The sequence below is a fragment of the Streptomyces sp. NPDC002092 genome, assembly GCF_053593775.1.
On sequence record NZ_JBSFDG010000009.1, the window covers coordinates 364,388 to 382,973 of the forward strand.

20 protein-coding genes are annotated in these 18,586 nt (G+C 70.9%); 7 read left to right on the top strand and 13 right to left on the bottom strand.

Annotated elements, in window-relative coordinates; all coding sequences use genetic code 11:
- Positions 1-38: 38 nt before the first annotated feature.
- Genes ACWCRD_RS22975 through ACWCRD_RS22985 form a run of 3 tightly spaced genes read right to left on the bottom strand, consistent with a single transcriptional unit; the run spans position 39 to position 3,239 of the window.
- Entirely contained in the window at positions 39-1,010 is a 972-nt protein-coding gene (locus ACWCRD_RS22975) for an MBL fold metallo-hydrolase (protein ID WP_450967657.1), read from the bottom strand.
- Positions 997-1,758 carry an aspartate/glutamate racemase family protein gene (locus tag ACWCRD_RS22980; RefSeq protein WP_450967658.1) on the bottom strand — a complete coding sequence of 254 codons (762 nt, stop codon included), beginning with the start codon at positions 1,756-1,758 and terminating at the stop codon, positions 997-999. The genes ACWCRD_RS22975 and ACWCRD_RS22980 overlap by 14 nt, the downstream gene beginning before the upstream one ends.
- Positions 1,759-1,763: 5 nt before the next feature.
- Complete coding sequence (locus ACWCRD_RS22985) at positions 1,764-3,239, bottom strand: NCS1 family nucleobase:cation symporter-1 (protein ID WP_450967659.1); 1,476 nt, start codon at positions 3,237-3,239, stop codon at positions 1,764-1,766.
- Between the two features lie 149 nt (positions 3,240-3,388).
- Between ACWCRD_RS22985 and ACWCRD_RS22990 the strand changes: the two genes are divergently transcribed.
- Positions 3,389-4,060 (top strand): GntR family transcriptional regulator, encoded by a 672-nt coding sequence (locus ACWCRD_RS22990; protein ID WP_450967660.1) that lies wholly within the window; start codon positions 3,389-3,391, stop codon positions 4,058-4,060.
- 242 nt (positions 4,061-4,302) lie between these two features.
- On the opposite strand, the gene pip is transcribed toward ACWCRD_RS22990, so the two are convergent.
- Together pip and ACWCRD_RS23000 are read right to left on the bottom strand one after the other, a co-directional pair.
- Positions 4,303-5,268, bottom strand: coding sequence for a prolyl aminopeptidase (pip, locus tag ACWCRD_RS22995; RefSeq protein WP_450967661.1), 966 nt, complete (start codon positions 5,266-5,268; stop codon positions 4,303-4,305).
- Between the two features lie 37 nt (positions 5,269-5,305).
- A complete protein-coding gene (locus ACWCRD_RS23000; RefSeq protein ID WP_450967662.1) occupies positions 5,306-5,998 on the bottom strand; it encodes a uracil-DNA glycosylase in 693 nt (230 codons plus the stop codon).
- Positions 5,999-6,072: 74 nt separating this feature from the next.
- Between ACWCRD_RS23000 and ACWCRD_RS23005 the strand changes: the two genes are divergently transcribed.
- From ACWCRD_RS23005 to ACWCRD_RS23015, 3 genes are all read left to right on the top strand, one after another.
- On the top strand, positions 6,073-6,306 hold the full coding sequence (locus tag ACWCRD_RS23005; protein WP_115908771.1) for a hypothetical protein: 234 nt from the start codon (positions 6,073-6,075) through the stop codon (positions 6,304-6,306).
- A gap of 39 nt (positions 6,307-6,345) precedes the next feature.
- Positions 6,346-6,774 (top strand): SRPBCC family protein, encoded by a 429-nt coding sequence (locus ACWCRD_RS23010; RefSeq protein WP_450967663.1) that lies wholly within the window; start codon positions 6,346-6,348, stop codon positions 6,772-6,774.
- A gap of 76 nt (positions 6,775-6,850) precedes the next feature.
- Entirely contained in the window at positions 6,851-7,375 is a 525-nt protein-coding gene (locus ACWCRD_RS23015) for an RNA-binding S4 domain-containing protein (protein WP_450967664.1), read from the top strand.
- 52 nt (positions 7,376-7,427) lie between these two features.
- Here ACWCRD_RS23015 and ACWCRD_RS23020 read toward each other — a convergent pair whose 3' ends face one another.
- Positions 7,428-7,874, bottom strand: coding sequence for a DoxX family protein (locus tag ACWCRD_RS23020; protein WP_450967665.1), 447 nt, complete (start codon positions 7,872-7,874; stop codon positions 7,428-7,430).
- 99 nt (positions 7,875-7,973) lie between these two features.
- On the bottom strand, positions 7,974-8,873 hold the full coding sequence (locus tag ACWCRD_RS23025; RefSeq protein ID WP_450967666.1) for an acyltransferase domain-containing protein: 900 nt from the start codon (positions 8,871-8,873) through the stop codon (positions 7,974-7,976).
- A gap of 69 nt (positions 8,874-8,942) precedes the next feature.
- Between ACWCRD_RS23025 and ACWCRD_RS23030 the strand changes: the two genes are divergently transcribed.
- Entirely contained in the window at positions 8,943-9,218 is a 276-nt protein-coding gene (locus ACWCRD_RS23030; protein WP_398951569.1) for a DUF6343 family protein, read from the top strand.
- 41 nt (positions 9,219-9,259) lie between these two features.
- On the opposite strand, the gene ACWCRD_RS23035 is transcribed toward ACWCRD_RS23030, so the two are convergent.
- The 4 genes from ACWCRD_RS23035 to rpsA all read right to left on the bottom strand — a co-directional run bounded on the left by ACWCRD_RS23035 (position 9,260) and on the right by rpsA (position 13,113).
- Positions 9,260-9,640 carry a tetratricopeptide repeat protein gene (locus ACWCRD_RS23035; RefSeq protein WP_450967667.1) on the bottom strand — a complete coding sequence of 127 codons (381 nt, stop codon included), beginning with the start codon at positions 9,638-9,640 and terminating at the stop codon, positions 9,260-9,262.
- Between the two features lie 50 nt (positions 9,641-9,690).
- On the bottom strand, positions 9,691-10,329 hold the full coding sequence (gene coaE / locus ACWCRD_RS23040) for a dephospho-CoA kinase (protein ID WP_450967668.1): 639 nt from the start codon (positions 10,327-10,329) through the stop codon (positions 9,691-9,693).
- A 45-nt stretch (positions 10,330-10,374) separates the two neighbouring features.
- A complete protein-coding gene (locus tag ACWCRD_RS23045; protein ID WP_450967669.1) occupies positions 10,375-11,313 on the bottom strand; it encodes a PAC2 family protein in 939 nt (312 codons plus the stop codon).
- A gap of 303 nt (positions 11,314-11,616) precedes the next feature.
- Entirely contained in the window at positions 11,617-13,113 is a 1,497-nt protein-coding gene (rpsA, locus tag ACWCRD_RS23050) for a 30S ribosomal protein S1 (RefSeq protein ID WP_099928071.1), read from the bottom strand.
- Between the two features lie 398 nt (positions 13,114-13,511).
- Here rpsA and ACWCRD_RS23055 point away from each other — a divergent pair, with 398 nt between their 5' ends.
- Both ACWCRD_RS23055 and ACWCRD_RS23060 read left to right on the top strand, forming a co-directional pair.
- Complete coding sequence (locus tag ACWCRD_RS23055) at positions 13,512-14,333, top strand: class I SAM-dependent methyltransferase (RefSeq protein WP_450967696.1); 822 nt, start codon at positions 13,512-13,514, stop codon at positions 14,331-14,333.
- A 4-nt stretch (positions 14,334-14,337) separates the two neighbouring features.
- Positions 14,338-17,316 carry an ATP-dependent helicase C-terminal domain-containing protein gene (locus ACWCRD_RS23060; RefSeq protein ID WP_450967670.1) on the top strand — a complete coding sequence of 993 codons (2,979 nt, stop codon included), beginning with the start codon at positions 14,338-14,340 and terminating at the stop codon, positions 17,314-17,316.
- Here ACWCRD_RS23060 and ACWCRD_RS23065 read toward each other — a convergent pair.
- Positions 17,306-18,298 carry a DUF3068 domain-containing protein gene (locus tag ACWCRD_RS23065; RefSeq protein ID WP_450967671.1) on the bottom strand — a complete coding sequence of 331 codons (993 nt, stop codon included), beginning with the start codon at positions 18,296-18,298 and terminating at the stop codon, positions 17,306-17,308. The two genes, ACWCRD_RS23060 and ACWCRD_RS23065, sit on opposite strands and share 11 nt — an antisense overlap.
- A 21-nt stretch (positions 18,299-18,319) precedes the next feature.
- Entirely contained in the window at positions 18,320-18,454 is a 135-nt protein-coding gene (locus ACWCRD_RS23070; protein WP_450967672.1) for an SPW_0924 family protein, read from the bottom strand.
- Positions 18,455-18,586: the final 132 nt, after the last annotated feature.

Consider the following 18,586-nt stretch of genomic DNA (forward strand, 5'->3'; position numbering starts at 1 on the left):
CCCTGGCTGCCCCTGACTGCCCCTGAATGCCTTGGTGTTCAGGGCTTCCCAGGACCGTGGTCCCGGTACGCCCAGGCCGCCGCCTGCGCCGCGAGCCCGACCACGTCCACCTCTGCGGTGTCGCCGTCGAGGTGCCGGTATTCGACCGCCGTGAGGATCACGACCCGTTCGCGCAGGCCCAGGTGGTCGTGGAAGCCGGCGGCGAGGATGTCCGCGGCGGCCTCGCCCGCCGGGACTCCGGCCGCGTGGCGGGCGTGGACGAGGGCCTCCAGCTCCCGCAGGTAGGTGACGTAACCGCGGACGTCCTCGGCGCTCATCACCGGCCCGTGGCCGGGAATCACCACCTCGGGCTCCAGGGCCAGGATCGTCTCGCAGGCCGCGGCGACCCGGGCGAGCGGGCCGTCCCAGTGGACGGGGTGGTCCTCGGCGAACAGGACGTCGCCCGCACACACGACCCGCTGTTCGGGCAGGTGGACTATGAGGTCACCGGCCGAGTGCGCGGGGCCCACCTCGATCAGTTCGGCCTCGATGTCGCCCACCGTCAGGGCATGGCGGCCCGAGAAGGTCGTGGTGGGCGGGACGGCCTCCGCACCCTCGTACGTATAACGGCCGAAGTGCTCGCGCGCGTACCAGCCCAGCGGCTGGTCGGCGGGTGTCTGGTGGGTGAGGAAGTGCATCTGCTGCGGGGAGGGTTCGCGGCAGAGGTGCTCCGCGCTCGCCTTCGTGGCGATGATCTCGGCGCCCGGGAAGCAGCCGTTGCCGAAGGTGTGGTCGCCGTTGACGTGGGTGTTGACGATCGTCGTCACGGCGGCCGCGCCCGCGGGCAGGACCGGGCGGGCCGCGGCGAGCAGGGCCTCGGTCATCGGCCGGTCGTAGGGCGTGTCGACCAGGGCGGCCTGCTCGCCGGAGGTGATGAGCAGGCAGTTCGCGAAGCCCCAGGTGCCCGCGTGGCCCGGGGACCACAGGTGGAGTCCGTCGGCGACCGGGACGAGTCCGTCAGGAAGGTTCATGGCGCTCATTGTCGGGGACGGTGATCGCGAGTTCGGCGGGCGCCCCCCACGTTCGCCTCTTCGGCACCGGCTTCGCATAGCTGCCCGACCGGCTGGTCGTCAGGTCCAACGCCATCAGCGACTCCGCCAGTTTGACGGCCGCCCCGACCCCGTCCACCACCGGCAGCCCGAGCTTCTCCCCCACCACCCGCTGCAGTCCGGTCATCCCGGCGCACCCGAGTACGAGGACCTCGGCCCCGGCCTCCCGCGCCCGCTCGGCAGCCGTGAGGAAGGCTGCCTCCGTGCGGTCCGCGTCGCCCAGGTCGAGGACTCGCAGGCCGGTCCCGACGACGGCGGCGCAGTTGCGCCCCACCCCCGCCAGCTCCAGGCTGTCCTCGATCTGCCCGCACGATCGCTCCAGCGTCGTCACGACCCCGTACCGGCGCCCCAGCAGACAGGCCAGATGGGCAGCGGCCTCGGTGATGTCGACGACCGGTACGTCGACCAACTCCCGTACGCCTTCCCGGCCGTGCTCCCCGAAGCCGGCCATGACGACGGCGTCGTACGACGGGCCCTCGTAGGTGCGCAGCAGGTCGATGACGGCCGCGGCCGAGAGGTAGCTGTCGAGCCAGCCCTCCGCCGACTCCGGGCCCCACGCGGGGGTCAGACCCAGCACGGTGGTGCCCGGGCCTGCGGCGGCCCGGGCACCTCGTACGATCTCCTCGGTCATCTCCTGCGTGGTGTTGCAGTTGGTGACGACGATCCGCACGTTCGTCAGACCTCCACGGCAGTCGGTTCGGTGGCGCGTCCGGTGGCCCGCTCGGACCGGCAGATCACCAGGTACAGGCCGGCACCCAGGGCCGTGCCGATGAACCAGGAGTAGGGGGCGACGTCGCTGAAGGTCTTCACCAGGGCGAGCACCGCCGCGACCGCCGCCGAGGGCAGGAACGCCCACAGGGCCTTGGGGTTGACGCCCTTGCGGTAGTAGTAGCGGGAGCCGGGGCGGGCGTCGAAGAGCTCGTTGACGTCGACGCGGCCGCGCTTGACGAGGTAGTAGTCGACCATGATCACGCCGAACAGCGGGCCGAGGAAGGCGCCGAGACCGCCGAGGAAGTAGTTGACGACCGTGGGGTTGGAGAACAGGTTCCACGGGGTCACGACCAGGGCCGCCACCGTGCTGATCATGCCGCCGACCTTGAAGCTGATCTTCTGCGGCCAGACGTTGGCCAGGTCGTACGCCGGTGAGACGAAGTTGGCGACGATGTTGACGCCCATGGTGGCGACGGCGAAGGTGAACGCGGCCACGACCAGCACCCAGGTGTTGCCCACTTTCGCCACCAGCTCCGCGGGGTCCGTGATCGCCTGGCCGAACACCTTCAGCGAGCCGGCCGTGACGATCACCGAGACGACCACGAAGGCCGTGGAGTTGATGGGCAGGCCCCAGAAGTTGCCGCGGCGGACCGTCCTGTAGTCGGGCGCGAAGCGGGAGAAGTCGCAGAAGTTGAGCATCAGCGTGCCGTAGGTGGCGAGGATCAGGCCGATCGCGCCGAACCACTGCCGCCACTGCTCACCGGTCGAGACCGGGTGCGGGGTGGAGGTGAGCGAGATGCTCCAGTCGGCCTTCGACAGGACCCAGATCGCCAGTGCGATCATGACGAGCCAGATCGCCGGGCCGCAGAAGTCCTGGAACTTGCGTACGGACTCCATGCCCTGACTGATGATCAGCGCCTGGATCAGCCACAGCGACAGGAAGGACACCCAGCCGAGGGCGTTGAGCCCCAGGAAGGAGTGGTGCGTCCAGGACTCCAGACCGGGCCAGGCGGCCAGCAGCATCACGTTGACGGCGACCGAGGCGAGGTAGGTCTGGATGCCGTACCACATGATGGCGATCACGGCCCGGATGAGGGCCGGGATGTTGGCGCCCCAGACACCGAAGCTGATGCGGCTGACGACCGGGAAGGGGACGCCGTGGCGCTGGCCGATCTTCCCCATCCAGTTCATGCCGATGTAGATGATCACGAAGCCGACGAGCAGCGAGGTGAAGACCTGCCACACGTTCATTCCGAGGACCAGCAGTCCGGCGGCGAAGGTGTAGTTGCCGAGGTTGTGGACGTCGGACATCCACATGGCGAAGAGGTCGAAGACCTTCCAGTTCCGCTTCTCGGCGGGCGCGAGGTCTTCGTTGGTGAGCCGGGGATCGGGGACGAACGCTGGTGCGCCGGTGGCTTCGGCGCGGTCGGCCAGGGACACGGGGCCTCCATGGGACGGGAGCGGAGGGTGGAGACGGCAGCCGTTTGGTATACCAAACTGCGGACATGGTCCCGCCGTCAAGCATTCCGTCCGATGTCGCCATTGTTAACGCTCGGTAAAACAGCCCCGGTGTCGGAGAAGATGGCTTCATGAGCTCCACGACGACGAAGATCGAACCCCTGGGCGCGGTCCGCGAGCGGGTCCTGGCGAGTCTGCGGCAGGAGATCATCGCGGGCAGCCTCCGCCCCGGTGACCGGCTGGTCGAGCGGGAGCTGGCCGACCGTTTCGGGGTCTCCCGGGTGCCGGTCCGCGAGGCGATCCGCGCGCTGGTCGCCGAGGGGTTCGTCCATTTCGAGACGCCGCGCCGCACGGTCGTACGCCGTCTGACCCCGCACGACGTCCAGGAGCTCTTCGAACTGCGCGAGGCCCTGGAGGTCTATGCCGCCGGGCTCGCCGCGGCCCGCGCGACACCGCAGGACCTGGCCCAGGTCGAGGAACTGCTCGACCTCGCGGCCGCCGCCACCGAGGCCGGGGACGCGGAAGCGATCACGGACGTCAACAGCCGTCTGCACGACCGCATCGTGGCGATGGCCGGCAACAGCCTGCTGACCGAGGCCCTGGAGCCGGTCGCCGGCCGGCTGCGGTGGATGACCCGGCGCAACGAGGAGTGGCCCCAACTCCTCGTGGAGCACCGCGAGTTGTACGAAGCGATCGCCTCCGGTGACCCGGACCGCGCCCGCACCCACGCCCTCGCCCATGTGCGGACCAACTACCGCTCCACGGTGCGGCATCTGTTCGGCGAGGCGGAGACACCCGACTGACGTCGCGCTGGGAAACGGCCGGCATCTCCATGGCCGTCCTCATGGCCTTCGCCCTGCCGGCCGCATGCGGATCCGGGGACGCCGCGCACAAGAGTGCCGCGCCGGCCAGGACGGACAGGACCCGGTGCTCGTTCACGTCGGTCGGCTCCTCGCACATGGCGAGACGCGGCCGGCCCTCTCGTCGCACAGCGTGGCGGACGCGGTGCGGGTGACGGACAGGCTGCGGACGCCCGCCGCGCGGGTCACCTCCGAGTGGCGTACTTGTCCGTCGCCGCCACCAGAGCATCGGCGACTCCGGGTGCCCGCGTGTCGTGCCCGACCTCGTCGACGACGATCAACTCGCTGCCCGGCCAGGCGTGGTGGAGCCGCCAGACGGTGCCGAGGAGGTTGCCGAAGTCGAGGCTGCCCTGGACGAGGGTGCCGGGAATGTCCTGGAGCAGGGGCGCGTCCCGCAGGACGACGCCCTGGTCGTTGCCCTCGCCGAAGAAGCAGTCGTGGCCCCAGTAGTGCGTGACCGTCCGGGCGAAGCCCATCCGGAACTCCGGGTCCTCGAACCGCTCCACCGAGCGCGGCGGTGCGGGAATGATCGCCGTCTCCCAGTCGGTCCAGGCGCGGGCCGCCCGCTCCCGCACGGCGGGGTCGGGGGACTCCAGGAGGCGGTTGTACGCGGCGGCGAGATTGCCGTCCCGCTCGTCGGCGGGCAGTTCGGCGAGGAACCGCTCGAAGGCCTCCGGGAAGATCTTTCCCAGTCCCCGGGTGAGCAGCGCGTGCTCCGCGTCGGCACCGGTGGCGACAAGGGTCAGGACCAGCTCGGACACCGCCGCCGGATGCGTCTGCGCGTACCGCAGCCCGAGCACCGAACCCCACGACGCCCCCCACACCAGCCAGCGCTCGATCCGCAGATGTGCACGGAGCAGCTCCAAATCGGCGATGAGATGAGCCGTCGTGTTGACGCTCATGTCGGTGTCGTACGCGCTCGCATGCGGCGTCGAGCGTCCGCAGCCGCGCTGGTCGAGCAGCACGATCCGGTAGGCGGCAGGGTCGAAAAGGCGCCGTGACCAGGGGGTGCGGCCGGAGCCCGGCCCGCCGTGCAGCACGACCGCCGGCTTGCCCTGCGGGTTGCCGCTGGTCTCCCAGTACACGCGGTTGCCGTCGCCGACGTCGAGCATGCCGTGGTCGTAGGGCTCGATGTCCGGGTAGAGGGGCATCCGGGCACGGTAACGCCCGTACGGCCGTCCCCGCCCCTCATTTCACGGGCAGTCCCGCCGCCTCCCCCGCCCTGCGCAGCACGTCCCGCAGCATCTCGGGGGTGAGCTTGCCGGTGAAGGTGTTGCGCTGGCTGACGTGGAAGCAGCCGAAGAGGTCCAGACCGTCGAGCGGCACGCGTGCGCCGTGGCCGAAGACGGGCCGTGGCCGGGGCACCGTCCAGCCCGCCTCGGTGAACGCGGGCAGCGCGGCGTGCCAGCCGAAGGCACCGAGCACGACGACCGCGCGCAGCGTCGGCCGCAGCAGCGTGAGCTCCTGCACCAGCCAGGGGCGGCAGGTGTCACGCTCCCCGGGGGTGGGCTTGTTCTCGGGCGGGGCGCAGTGCACGGGCGCGGTGACGCGGACCCCGTGGAGTTCCAGGCCGTCGTCCGCGGTGAGCGACGTGGGCTGCGAGGCGAGGCCGACGTCGTACATCGCCCGGTACAGCACGTCCCCGGAGCGGTCGCCGGTGAACATGCGGCCGGTGCGGTTGCCGCCGTGGGCCGCCGGCGCGAGGCCGATGATCAGGAGCGAGGCGTCGGCGGGACCGAAGCCGGGCACCGGGCGCGCCCAGTACGTCCAGTCCTGGAAGGCCGCGCGCTTCGTCCGCCCGACCTCCTCCCGCCACTCCACGAGCCGAGGGCACGCGGAGCAGCCCGCTATACGGGTGTCCAGCTCGGCCAGGCTGTCCATGCCCCCAACGGTATGACCCCCCGATGGGCGGGCGTCGAGCGGCGAGCCCGCCGATCCCGGCCCATGCTGGAGTCATGGACGTGCAACCCCCTGTCGTCCCCCCTGTCGTCGTGCTTGCGCCGCAGGCGGACGGCGGACGGCGCGTGACGATCCGCGGCAAGCGCGTCGGCACCGCCTACACCCTCTTCGACGTGCTGGACTTCCTGCACGGTGCCGGCCTGCCCGCCGACGAGGACCGGGCCGTCGACGACCCCGAGCTGATCGAATGGCGTGGCGGCGGGCCGTACGTGTGGAACGGCACGACATAGCCGTCGGCATCCGCCATGAGCCGAACCTGGAGATGGGCCATGAGCACCCTCGAAGAACACGTCGATGTAGGAGTTCCGATCGACCAGGCCTGGGACAGCCTCCACCGGGTGGAGAACTACTCGCGCTTCGTGGAGGGAGTGCGCGACGCCCATGCGGAGCCGCAAGGGCGGGCGCATCTGGACGTCGAGGCAGGCGGCCGGGGCCGGGAGGTCGACGCCGAGGTCTCCGACCGCGGGGAACGCGTGATGGAGTGGCACACCATGGGCACCCCCGAGCTGACGGGCTCCTTCTCCCTGCAGCCGATCGACCGGAACCACACCCGGGTCCAGGCACGCCTCGAGTACGACCCCGACGCCCTCAGGGCGGCCTTCGGCGGCCCGCGGGGCTTCGCCCAGGCGAGCACGATCGAACGGATCGTCCGCACCGATCTGCAGCACTTCAAGAAGTACGTGGAACGCCGGCGCTGATCCGCGGCTGCCACCGTGTGCTGTCCCTCCGCGGTGCCGGTCGGTCCACTTGCCTCGGAGAGCTAAGGTCGGGGGCATGGCTTCCGAAGCTGACGAGGAGAAGGGCGGGCCCGGCCCCGCCGAGCAGGCGGCATCCGACGCCGCCGTAGATCCAAAGATCGCCGCTGCCATCGCCGCCGCGGAGGCCGCGGGTCCGGCGGACGGCGTGAGCGTGCGGATCGACAGCTGGATCTGGGCCGTACGTCTGGCCAAGACCCGCTCGGTCGGCGCGGCCGCCTGCAAGGGTGGGCATGTGCAGGTGAACGGGGTGCGTGTGAAGCCCGCGCACACCGTGCGGATCGGCGACGAGGTGCGTGTACGGCAGGAGGGCTGGGAGCGGATCGTCGTCGTCAAGCGGCTGATCCGCAAGCGGGTGGGTGCCCCCGTGGCCGCCCAGTGCTACGTCGACAACTCCCCGCCCCCGCCGCCCCGCACGCCCTTCGCCGCCCCGGCCGGCATCCGCGACCGTGGCACGGGCCGCCCGACCAAGCGGGACCGCCGGGACATGGAGCGCCTGCGGGGGCTCATGGAGGGCAGCAAGCCGAGGCCGAGCGGACGCTGACATACGGACGTGGCGTCCGGCTCGGGCCGGACGCCACCTGCGTCTTCGGGGCTCACGCCCGTCGTCGCACCAGCTTCAGCAGTTCCCCGGTGGATCCTCGCCGGGTCCAGGCGATGAGGGCCAGCGGCACGATCAGGATCAGCGGGGTTGCCGCGTTCTCGCCGTCGAAGACGGTGGTCTGGACGACGAACGCGCCCACCATGAGCCCGCTCAGTGCGATCGCCGCCACCGACTGCAGCACCGGGATCAACAGGGCCACCGCACCGGCCAGTTCGAGGGCGCCGATGGTGTACATGCCCGTGCTGCCCCAGCCGATCTTCGCGAAGGCGTCCACGGCGTAGTGGTTCCCGATCAGCTTGGGCAGGGCGCTCGCGATGCCGTAGAACAGGGCGAGCAGCACCTGCACGGTGCGCAGGGCGATCCGGGCGCGGCGGCCGCGGGCGGTCGCGGACTCGGCGACGACGGGGACGGAAGCGACGCGGGCGGTGGTCTCGGACATGGGGTTCTCCTGTGGTGAGCGGTTCGTCGTGCTGTCACAGGGGTAGACCGGCCGCCGCTCGGGAACTCATCGCCGCCGGGCGGACTTTCGTGGAATTCCCTACAACGGGAACCAGCCGTGCCCGATGTACCAGTGGCGGCCCGCCCTCAGATGGTCGCCGACCGCCCGCTCCACCGCCGTACGCCGGGACAGGGTCTCGACGGGCAACTCCGGGTCGCCGAACACGAACTGGACCGGTTCCTTGTCGGCCGGCTCCCGGTCCTCGCGGGCGACCCGGAAGCGGTCCTGGAACCGCACGATGTTGGAGTCCGCCGGCAGATACTCCTTCAACTGCGCGTCCAGCAGCCAGGAGTGGCACAGCGCGGCCCGGTACTTCTCCTCGGGGTAGTGGCGTGCGAAGAACTCCGTCGCCAGCGCCAGCGAGCGCTCGCAGGCCGCCGGTGACAGCGGGCCGAGACAGTCGGGGATGTGAACGTTCAGACAGGGCGTGCCCGGCGCCACGTCCAGGCCGGCCGCCGCGAGCACCCGCGAGGTGCGCTGCCCGTGCCGCGCCCGCTCGAACTGCAGCCGGCCGAGCTGGTACAGCTCGCCCCGGAAGTGGTGGGTGAGCCACCACGGTGCCTGCACGCCCGCCCGGCGGTGCCGCCTGCGGTGCACGGCCATGTTCCGTCCGAGGTCGGCGAGGGTACGCCGGGAGACCTCGTCCGGGACGCCCCGCGCACGGTGGTACGCGCGCGTGTACGGCAGCGCGGCCACGAACACGTACACGGGGAAGCAGCGCTGCAGCGGCCCCGACGCCCAGTCCAGCTGGGGCAGGTCGACGGCGGTGCCGACCTCGCCCATCCCCCGGACGAGTTCCTCCACCGACGCATCGAGGGCGCGCAGCAGTTCCGGGTCGTCCGTCACGCGTCGGCCCATCCGTACGAGCTGGTTGATGTCCTCGTGCGGTACGGCGAGGTCCAGCAGCACCTCGGCGAGCTCATCGGCGTCAGGCAGCATGCGGCGACCCCCTAGTCCCGTTCCCCTTGGTGAACGTCCGTCCCGAAGAGTACGTTGCAAACAGGAGTGATGATCCCGATGCGTACGGGCAGTGAGCCTACGACCGCGCGCAGTGCACTGCGGGCGCGCTTCTGGCTGAGCGTGTGGGGGCTGGTCTGGGCGATCTTCGGCACGACCGCGTTCGCCCTGGTGGGACGGCCCGGGTGGGCCGCCGCGTGCGGTGTGCTGTGGCTGGTGGTCACGGTCGACATGACCGTCATCCTCAAACACATGCGCGAGGGCCCGCACTACCAGCCGGGCCGGGACATACCGCCGTACAGGCCGCCGGAGAGCCGGCCGCGCTGACCGCGTGGCAGCGGACTTCGCCCGGCCTGCTGATCCGGTGCTCAGGAATCGAACCGTGCCGCCTTCATGTACTCCGGGTTGGGGTCGAGGGCGGCTGCCAGCCGGAAATGGCGTTTGGCCTGCTCGGCCTCGCCCCGGCGCTCATAGGTCCGGGCGAGCGCGAAGTGCGCGAACGCGTTGTCCGGCTCGCGCTCCAGGACGATCGTGAACTCCAGCTCGGCGGGCCGCAGTTGCGCGGCGGCGAAGAAGGCACGCGCGCGCAGCAGCCGGGCCGCGGTGTTCTCCGGGTGGGCGGCGATGACGGAGTCGAGCAGCTTCACCGCGCCCTGCGGGTCCCGTGCGTTGAGCAGCTGCTCGGCGGCACGGAAGTCGATGACATGCGTCTCCGGAGTACGTCCGGTGGAACCGCTGGTCTCGGGCACGGCAGAGTCCTTCCCTCACTCGAAGGGTTCAACGCCCCGATCAGGGCGCCCTATTCCTGCGGCGACCGTGGCGTACCGGACGGCCCGGACGCGGCCTGCGCTCTGCGTACGAGGTCCGCCCAGACGTCCTTCACCCGGCGCTGCAGGTCTTCCAGCGGTACGTCGTTGTCGATCACGACGTCGGCGATCTCCCGGCGCTTGTCGCGGGTCGCCTGCGCGGCCATGCGCGCGCGTGCGTCCTCCTCGGTCATGCCGCGCAGCCGTACGAGCCGGTCTAGCTGGGTCTCGGGGCTCGCGTCGACGACGATCACGAGGTCGTACAGCGGCGCGAGGCCGTTCTCCGCGAGCAGCGGCACGTCGTGGACGACGACCGCGTCCTCGGCGGCCGCCGCCTCGAGCTCACGGGAGCGCGCGCCCACCAGGGGATGCACGATCGAGTTCAGGAGGGCCAGCTTCTCCGGGTCGGCGAAGACGATCGAGCCCAGCTTCGGCCGGTCGAGACCGCCGTCGGTGCCGAGCACCTCCTCGCCGAAGGCCTCCACGACCGCCGCAAGACCGGGCGTCCCCGGCGCGACGACCTCGCGCGCGATACGGTCGGCGTCGATCAGCACGGCACCGCACTCGACGAGCAGCCGCGACACCTCGCTCTTGCCGGCACCGATCCCGCCGGTCAGCCCCACAGTCAGCATGAGCGGCAGCTTAGGGCCTGCCACTGACAGCGGGACCACCGGAGGTCAGTTGTCGCCCTCTCGTTCCGCCAGGAAGCGTTCGAACTCGAGGCCGATCTCGTCCGCCGACGGGATGTCGACGGGTTCGGCGAGCATGTTGCCCCGGCTCTCGGCGCCCGCGACCGCGTCGTACTGGTTCTCCAGGCCCGAGACGAGCGTGGTGAGCTCCTCGTCGCCCTCCTGGATCTGCCGGTCGATCTCGCTCTGGGTGCGGTGGGCGTCCGTGCGCAGGGAGTGCGCGATGCCGGGGAGCACCAGGCCGGTGGCCGCGGTGACGGCCTCCAGGACGGTCAGGGCGGCGTCCGGGTAGGGGGACCGGGCGATGTAGTGCGGGACGTGCGCGGCGACACCGAGGACGTCGAAGCCGGCCTCCATGAGGCGGTACTCGACCAGGGACTCCGCGCTGCCGGGGACCTGCGCCTCGTCGAAGGGGCTGCGGTGGCCCGGGACGAGGTCGGTGCGGTTGCCGTGCGGGGTCAGGCCCACGGGGCGGGTGTGCGGAACACCCATCGGAATGCCGTGGAAGTTCACGGACAGGCGCACGCCCAGCCGCTCCACGATCTGCTGGACGGCCGCGGCGAACCGCTCCCACTCGACGTCCGGCTCGGGACCGGACAGCAGCAGGAAGGGCGCCCCGGTGGCGTCCTGGACGAGCCGCACGTCGATCGTGGGCTCCTCGTACTCGGTCCACCGGTCGCGCTTGAAGGTCAGCAGCGGACGGCGGGCGCGGTAGTCCACGAGCCGGTCGTGGTCGAAGCGGGCGACGACCTGGTGGGGCTGCGAGTCGAGGATCCGATCGACGATCTGATCGCCGGTCTCGCCCGCGTCGATGTATCCGTCGAAGTGGTAGAGCATGACAAGGCCGGCCGACTCCTGGGCAAGCGCCATGTCGACGACAGCCAGCCCCTTCGGCTCCCATGCGTACAAACCCTGCGGATCAAGCACAGTGACCGCTCCTCCTCGTGTTCGTACGTTCCAACGCCCCCTGGAGCAAGGGCATTCCCGCCGGTACGCCTGATCAGCCATCTCTTACGGCGTTTTCATGGCAGCGAGCGGATGGCCAACGGCTTTTAAAGGGGCGCGGGGCTGTATCGATTTGCGGCTCCGCCGCGTGGGCGCGACAAGCCCCCACCGGCCCGCAGACGGACGACAGCCCTGGGCAACGCTGAAGGGCCGCACCTCGAAAGGTGCGGCCCTTCAGTTACCTGCTAAGCCTCAGCGAGCTGGGGGTGCCCCCTCTGGGGGAGTTCAGCTCTGGCCCCCGGCCAGCTTCTCGCGGAGTGCGGCGAGCGCCTCGTCCGACGCCAGCGCACCGGAGGTGTCCGCACCCTCGGAGGAGTACGAGCCACCGCCCGCGGCCGGAGCGGCACCCGCAGCCTCGCCGCCCTCGGCGGCAGCGGCGGCGTCGGCCTCGCGGCTCTTGATGACCTGCTGCTGGTGCTGCTCGAAGCGGGTCTGCGCCTCGGCGTACTGGCGCTCCCACTCCTCGCGCTGCTTCTCGTAGCCCTCGAGCCAGTCGTTGGTCTCGGGGTCGAAGCCCTCGGGGTAGATGTAGTTGCCCTGGTCGTCGTACGAGGCAGCCATGCCGTACAGGGTCGGGTCGAACTCGACCGAGGCCGGGTCGGCACCGAAGGACTCGTTGGCCTGCTTCAGCGAGAGGCTGATGCGACGGCGCTCGAGGTCGATGTCGATGACCTTGACGAAGATCTCGTCGTTGACCTGGACGACCTGCTCCGGGATCTCCACGTGGCGCTCGGCCAGCTCGGAGATGTGGACCAGACCCTCGATGCCCTCGTCCACGCGGACGAACGCACCGAACGGAACCAGCTTCGTGACCTTGCCGGGCACGACCTGACCGATCTGGTGCGTGCGGGCGAACTGCTGCCACGGGTCTTCCTGGGTCGCCTTCAGCGACAGGGAGACACGCTCGCGGTCCATGTCGACGTCGAGGACCTCGACGGTGACTTCCTGGCCGACCTCGACAACCTCGGAGGGGTGGTCGATGTGCTTCCAGGACAGCTCGGAGACGTGGACCAGACCGTCGACGCCACCCAGGTCCACGAAGGCACCGAAGTTGACGATCGAGGAGACCACACCGGAGCGGACCTGACCCTTCTGCAGGGTCGTGAGGAACGTCTGGCGGACCTCGGACTGGGTCTGCTCCAGCCAGGCACGGCGGGACAGGACCACGTTGTTGCGGTTCTTGTCCAGCTCGATGATCTTCGCCTCGAGCTCCTTGCCCACGTAGGGCTGGAGGTCGCGGACGCGGCGCATCTCGACGAGGGAGGCCGGCAGGAAGCCACGGAGGCCGATGTCGAGGATGAGACCACCCTTGACGACCTCGATGACGGTACCGGTGACGATGCCGTCCTCTTCCTTGATCTTCTCGATGGTGCCCCAGGCACGCTCGTACTGGGCGCGCTTCTTCGAGAGGATCAGGCGGCCTTCCTTGTCCTCCTTCTGGAGAACAAGGGCTTCGATCTCGTCACCGACGGCGACGACCTCGTTCGGGTCGACGTCGTGCTTGATCGAGAGCTCGCGGCTCGGGATGACACCTTCGGTCTTGTAACCGATGTCGAGCAGGACCTCGTCCCGGTCGACCTTCACGATGACGCCGTCGACGATGTCGCCGTCGTTGAAGTACTTGATCGTCTCGTCGATCGCGGCGAGGAAGGCTTCCTCGTTACCGATGTCGTTGACCGCAACCTGCGGGGTGGTGGCGGTGGTCTCGGTGCTGCTCGTCATGTGGGAAAGGGCTCCGGTACGGACATTGAAGTCGTAGGTACTGCTACGCCGGGAGCCCGTATCGCTCTGAAGAAGCCGGACAGCCAAGGAAGCGCCCCAACAGTCAACTGGAAAACCAGACACTGGTGATGACGCCTCGACAACCGAGGGGACATACAACAGATGCGAGCGCAGCCTGCTACGTCTGAGGTGCGCAGGCCCGCAGCGCAACTTGTAGCATACGGGGGCAGCCGGACAGGGTCAATGCGCGAAGGCGCACACCCGGGGCGGATCGCCGCATACCCGGCACAAGAACTGTCTCTGGAGGCCACGCAGGCCTGAGAGACCTCTTCCGTGACGCCGTCGAGAGGCTGACTGCGCCATCTGGGTGACGGAAGAGTACGACGAGGGAGCCGATCATCCAAGAGCCCGTATCTTCCGATTCCGTGTTCGAGCCGGAGGCCACCCGCCGCGCGTCCGACGTCACGGAGAGCGCCCGCGCCAACCGGGGCTGGTGGGACCGGAACGCGGACGAGTACCAGGTCGAGCACGGCACCTTCCTGGGCGACGACCGTTTCGTGTGGGGTCCCGAGGGCCTCGACGAGGTGGAGGCGGAGCTGCTCGGCCCGCCGGAGGAGCTCAAGGGCAGGGACGTCCTGGAGATCGGCGCCGGTGCGGCCCAGTGCGCGCGCTGGCTGGCCGCCCAGGGTGCCCGTCCGGTCGCCCTGGACATCTCGCACCGTCAGCTGCAGCACGCGCTGCGCATCGGCAAAACGTTCCCTCTGGTGTGTGCCGACGCGGGTGCGCTGCCGTTCGCGGACGGCTCCTTCGATCTGGCGTGCTCGGCGTACGGGGCGCTGCCCTTCGTCGCCGAGCCGGTGCGGGTTCTCACGGAGGTGCGGCGGGTGCTGCGCCCGGGCGGGCGTTTCGTCTTCTCGGTGACCCACCCGATCCGCTGGGCGTTCCCCGACGAGCCGGGCCCCGAGGGCCTGTCCGTCTCGTCTTCCTACTTCGACCGCACGCCCTACGTCGAGCAGGACGAGGAAGGCCGTGCGGTCTACGTCGAACACCACAGGACGCTCGGCGACCGGGTCCGGGACGTCGTCGCGTCGGGTTTCCGGCTGGTGGACCTCGTCGAGCCGGAGTGGCCGGCCTGGAACACCTCCGAGTGGGGCGGCTGGTCGCCGTTGCGCGGGAACCTGATCCCGGGGACCGCGATCTTCGTGTGCGTACGAGACTGAGTGCGTGATCCGTTACGACGCCCTGGACGCGCTGCCGGTACGTGGTGCGCTGCCCGCCCTGAGCGATGCGCTGGAGGGGCACGGCACCGCCGTTCTGGTGGCGCCGCCCGGTACCGGCAAGACGACGCTGGTGCCGTTGGCGCTGGCCGGGCTGCTCGGGGACGGGCCTGTGCGCCGCGTGGTCGTGGCCGAACCGCGTCGTATCGCGGCTCGTGCCGCTGCCCGGCGCATGGCGTGGCTGCTGGGCGAGAAGGTCGGCGGGAGCGTCGGGTACACCGTGCGCGGCGAGCGGGTCGTCGGGCCACGCGCGCGCGTGGAGGTCGTGACGACCGGGGTGCTGCTGCAGCGGCTGCAGCGCGATCAGGAGCTGGCCGGAGTGGACGTCGTGCTGCTCGACGAGTGCCACGAACGGCATCTGGACGCGGACACCTCGGCGGCCTTCCTGTGGGACGTACGGGAGACGCTGCGGCCGGAACTGCGACTGGTGGCCGCGTCGGCGACCACGGACGCCGAGGGGTGGGCGCGGCTGCTGGGCGGCGCACCGGTGGTCGAGGCGGAGGGCGTCTCGCACCCCGTGGAGGTGATCTGGTCCCCGCCGGTCCGTCCGGTTAGGCCACCGCACGGCATGCGGGTCGATCCGGCGCTGCTGACGCATGTGGCGTCGGTGGTGCGGCGGGCGCTGGCCGAGCGGGACGGCGACGTGCTGTGTTTCCTTCCGGGCGTGGGCGAGATCGCGCGTGTGGCGGGGCAGTTGGGGGTTCCGGGCGGCGTCGAGGTGCTGCAGGTGCACGGGAGGGCGCCGGCCGCCGTGCAGGACGCGGTGCTGGCGCCGGGTGAACGGCGCCGGGTCGTGCTTGCCACCTCGGTGGCCGAGTCGTCGCTGACGGTTCCGGGTGTGCGGGTGGTCGTCGACTCGGGGCTGGCGCGCGAGCCGCGTGTCGACCACGCCCGCGGGCTGAGCGCACTGACGACCGTGCGGGCCTCGCAGGCGGCCGGACGGCAGCGGGCGGGGCGGGCCGGGCGTGAGGCGCCGGGGGCGGTGTACCGGTGCTGGACGGAGGCCGAGGACGCCCGTCTGCCGCGTTTCCCGGCACCGGAGATCAAGCTGGCCGACCTGACGGCGTTCGCGCTGCAGACGGCGTGCTGGGGCGATCCGGAGCCGTCCGGGCTGGCGCTCCTGGACCCGCCGCCGGGCGGTGCGATGGCGGCGGCGCGGGCCGTCCTGACGGCGATCGGGGCGGTGGATCCCGCCGGACGGGCCACGAAGCGGGGTACCGCACTGGCCCGCCTGGGCGTGCATCCGCGGCTGGGCCGGGCCCTGCTGGACACGGCGGGCGAGGGCGCCGAGGCGGTGGCCCTGCTCTCCGAAGAGCCGCCACGCGACTACGGCGACGACCTGAGCACCGCCCTGCGCACCGCACGCCGCGGCGCTGACACCTACGCGACGCGGTGGCGCACGGAGGTACAGCGCCTGCGGGCCGTCGCAAAGGAGTTCACGCAGCCATCGACCGGGACACCTCTTGTGCCACCGGAAAACGCCGCCGCCCCACCCCGGACAACCGACAGCGACGCAACCGCCGTACCCCCGCTCCCCGACGAGGCACAACAGGCCGCGCAGCCATCGGCCGCGCAGGCCGTTCCGGAGCCGGGAAACGCCGACGCCGCGCCCGAGAGGGCCGGCCGCGACGCGACTGCCACACCTCCACGCCCCGAGCGGGCCCAACACCCGCAAGCCACCGCGAACGCGCCCGCACGACCATCGGCCGCAGGCTCCGTTCCGAGGCCGGGAAACGCCGACCCCTCGCCCAGCAGGGCAGGCCGCGACGCGATCGCCACACCCCCACGCCGCGACAAGGCGCAACAGGCCGCCGCGAACGAGCCCGCGCAGCCATCGGCCGCGCAGGCCGTTCCGGGTGCGGGAAGCGCCGACGCCTCGCCCCGGAGGGGCGGGAGCGGCGCGGGTGCCGTGTCATCTCGGTCCGGTCAGGCGGGCGGACCGGCAGGTGGTGGTGACGACCGTCTCGTCGGGCTCGTGGCGGCCCTTGCGTTTCCCGAGCGGGTCGCCAAGGCCAAGGGTGGCTCCTTTCTCATGGCCTCCGGGACACGCGCCGAACTCCGTGACGGCAGTCCTCTGCGCGGCGCCGACTGGATCGCGGTGGCCGTCGCGGATCGCCCTGTGGGCAAGGGGCACGCGCGCGTGCAGCTCGCCGCCGCGGTGGACGAGGACCTGGCCCGGTCCGCGGCGGCCTCGCTGTACTCCGAGGGCCAGGAGGTCCGCTGGGCCGACGGGGACGTCGTCGCGCGGCGGGTGGAGCGGCTGGGGGCGATCGAGCTGACGGTGCGGCCCCTGGCGGACGCCGACCCCGTACTCGTACGCACGGCGCTCCTCGAAGGGCTGCGGCAGGAAGGGTTCGGGCTGCTCAGGTGGTCGCCCGACGCGCTCGTGCTGCGGCAGCGGCTGGCGTTTGTGCGTCTGCATCTCGGGGAGCCGTGGCCGGACGTGTCCGACGATGCGCTGCACGCGCGCGTGGACGAGTGGCTGGAGCCCGAGCTGGGCCGGGCCCGGCGGCGGGCCGACCTTGCGCGGATCGACGCGGGCCAGGCGCTCACCCGTCTGCTGCCCTGGGCCTCGGGGCAGGCGGGGCGGCTCGACGAGCTCGCCCCGGAGCGGATCACCGTGCCCAGCGGGTCCAGGATCCGGATCGACTACGGCAACCCCGAACAGCCGGTGCTCGCGGTGAAGTTGCAGGAGATGTTCGGGCTGCACGAGTCGCCCGCCGTCGCGGGGGTGCCACTCCTGGTGCATCTGCTCTCCCCCGCCGGCCGCCCGGCCGCCGTCACGGCCGACCTCGCCTCCTTCTGGAAGGACGGCTACAAGGGCGTACGGGCGGAGCTGCGCGGCCGGTATCCGAAGCATCCGTGGCCCGAGGATCCCGCCGGCGCGGAGGCGACCCGGCACACCAATGCGCGGCTCAGGCGGTGACCGGTTCCGGCGTGGTGGACTCGGCCGGTTCCGGGTCGCCGGGGCGGCGGCTGCGCGCCTCCAGCCACAGTGACAGGGCCAGCAGCAGGACGCCGAGGGTCAGGAAGCCCCAGGGCAGATAGGACGTCATCAGCAGGACCAGGGTGCGGTTGGACTTGACCAGGGCGACCGTGTGCCTGATGTAGTCCTCGCGCATCTTGACGTCACCGGCGAAGGCCGTGACCTTGTCCCGCCCTCCCAGGAGGGTGCCGCCGCGGAGTTCCTCCTTGTGGATCTCCTCGCCGTACACGGGGGCACCGGTGACCGGCTCGACCCAGAACTTGCGGACCGTGGTGTACCAGCGGGTGGTGCCGGTCTTGGCGACCGACTCGGGGGTGATGCCCTGGACGGGCATGGTCCGAGGGAAATTGACCTTGGTCCAGGGGATGGTCTGCTCGAAGTAGTAGACCTCCAGACCGCGGAAGTTCTGGGTGCCCTTGTAGTGGATGGGGTTGGTGGTGCGGGTCTGGGCGTCGAAGTACTCGTAGTCCCGTTTCTGGGTCAGGAACGGCCACTTGAACTCGATGCCGGTCCGCTTCACCGGGTCGCCGTCGACCATCTCACCGGTGGCGTGGACGGGGGCCTGGCTGTGGGCGTCGAAGATGTAGCGCTCGGGGATCCGGGAGACCATCTTGCCGTCGGGGCCCTGGACGTAGGAGAGGCCGTCCCAGACGACGACGTCCCGCCCGGCCGTCTTCTCGATCTCCTTCGCGGCCTCCACATTGCCCTTGAGGGTCTGCACGATGGTGACCTCGGGGACCGTGCGTGCCTTCATCGTGCCGTAGTCGAGGAGGGTCGCGTTCTTCGCCTCGAGGACCATGTCCTGGTACTGGTCGGCCGGGATCTTGGCCAGGCGCGGGAAGGCGTACCAGCGCAGCAGCGGGGACAGTGCCGCGAAGAACACGGCGAAGGCGAGCAGGACCAGACTGGCCTTGCGGCGCATCTCGGCCTCCCTCCCGGGCGGTTACGGGTGTGCGGGCACCGTCGTCAGCAGCGGTTTCGGGGATGTCCTGCCCGTGGGAGTGCCCATGGCCGTGATGGTGAAGACCAGCGCGAGGGCGAGGGCGAGACCGGTCGCGGCGGCGATCAGGGCGCGCATGCCTGCCTCCCCGGGGACGGGAACACGGACGGGAACTGATACATCGTCAGGTCCGGCACCGTAGCAACGGGCGGGCGAGATGAGAACACGTTGCACACACAACGACGGCGGCGGCGTCCCCTGGCCGAGGAG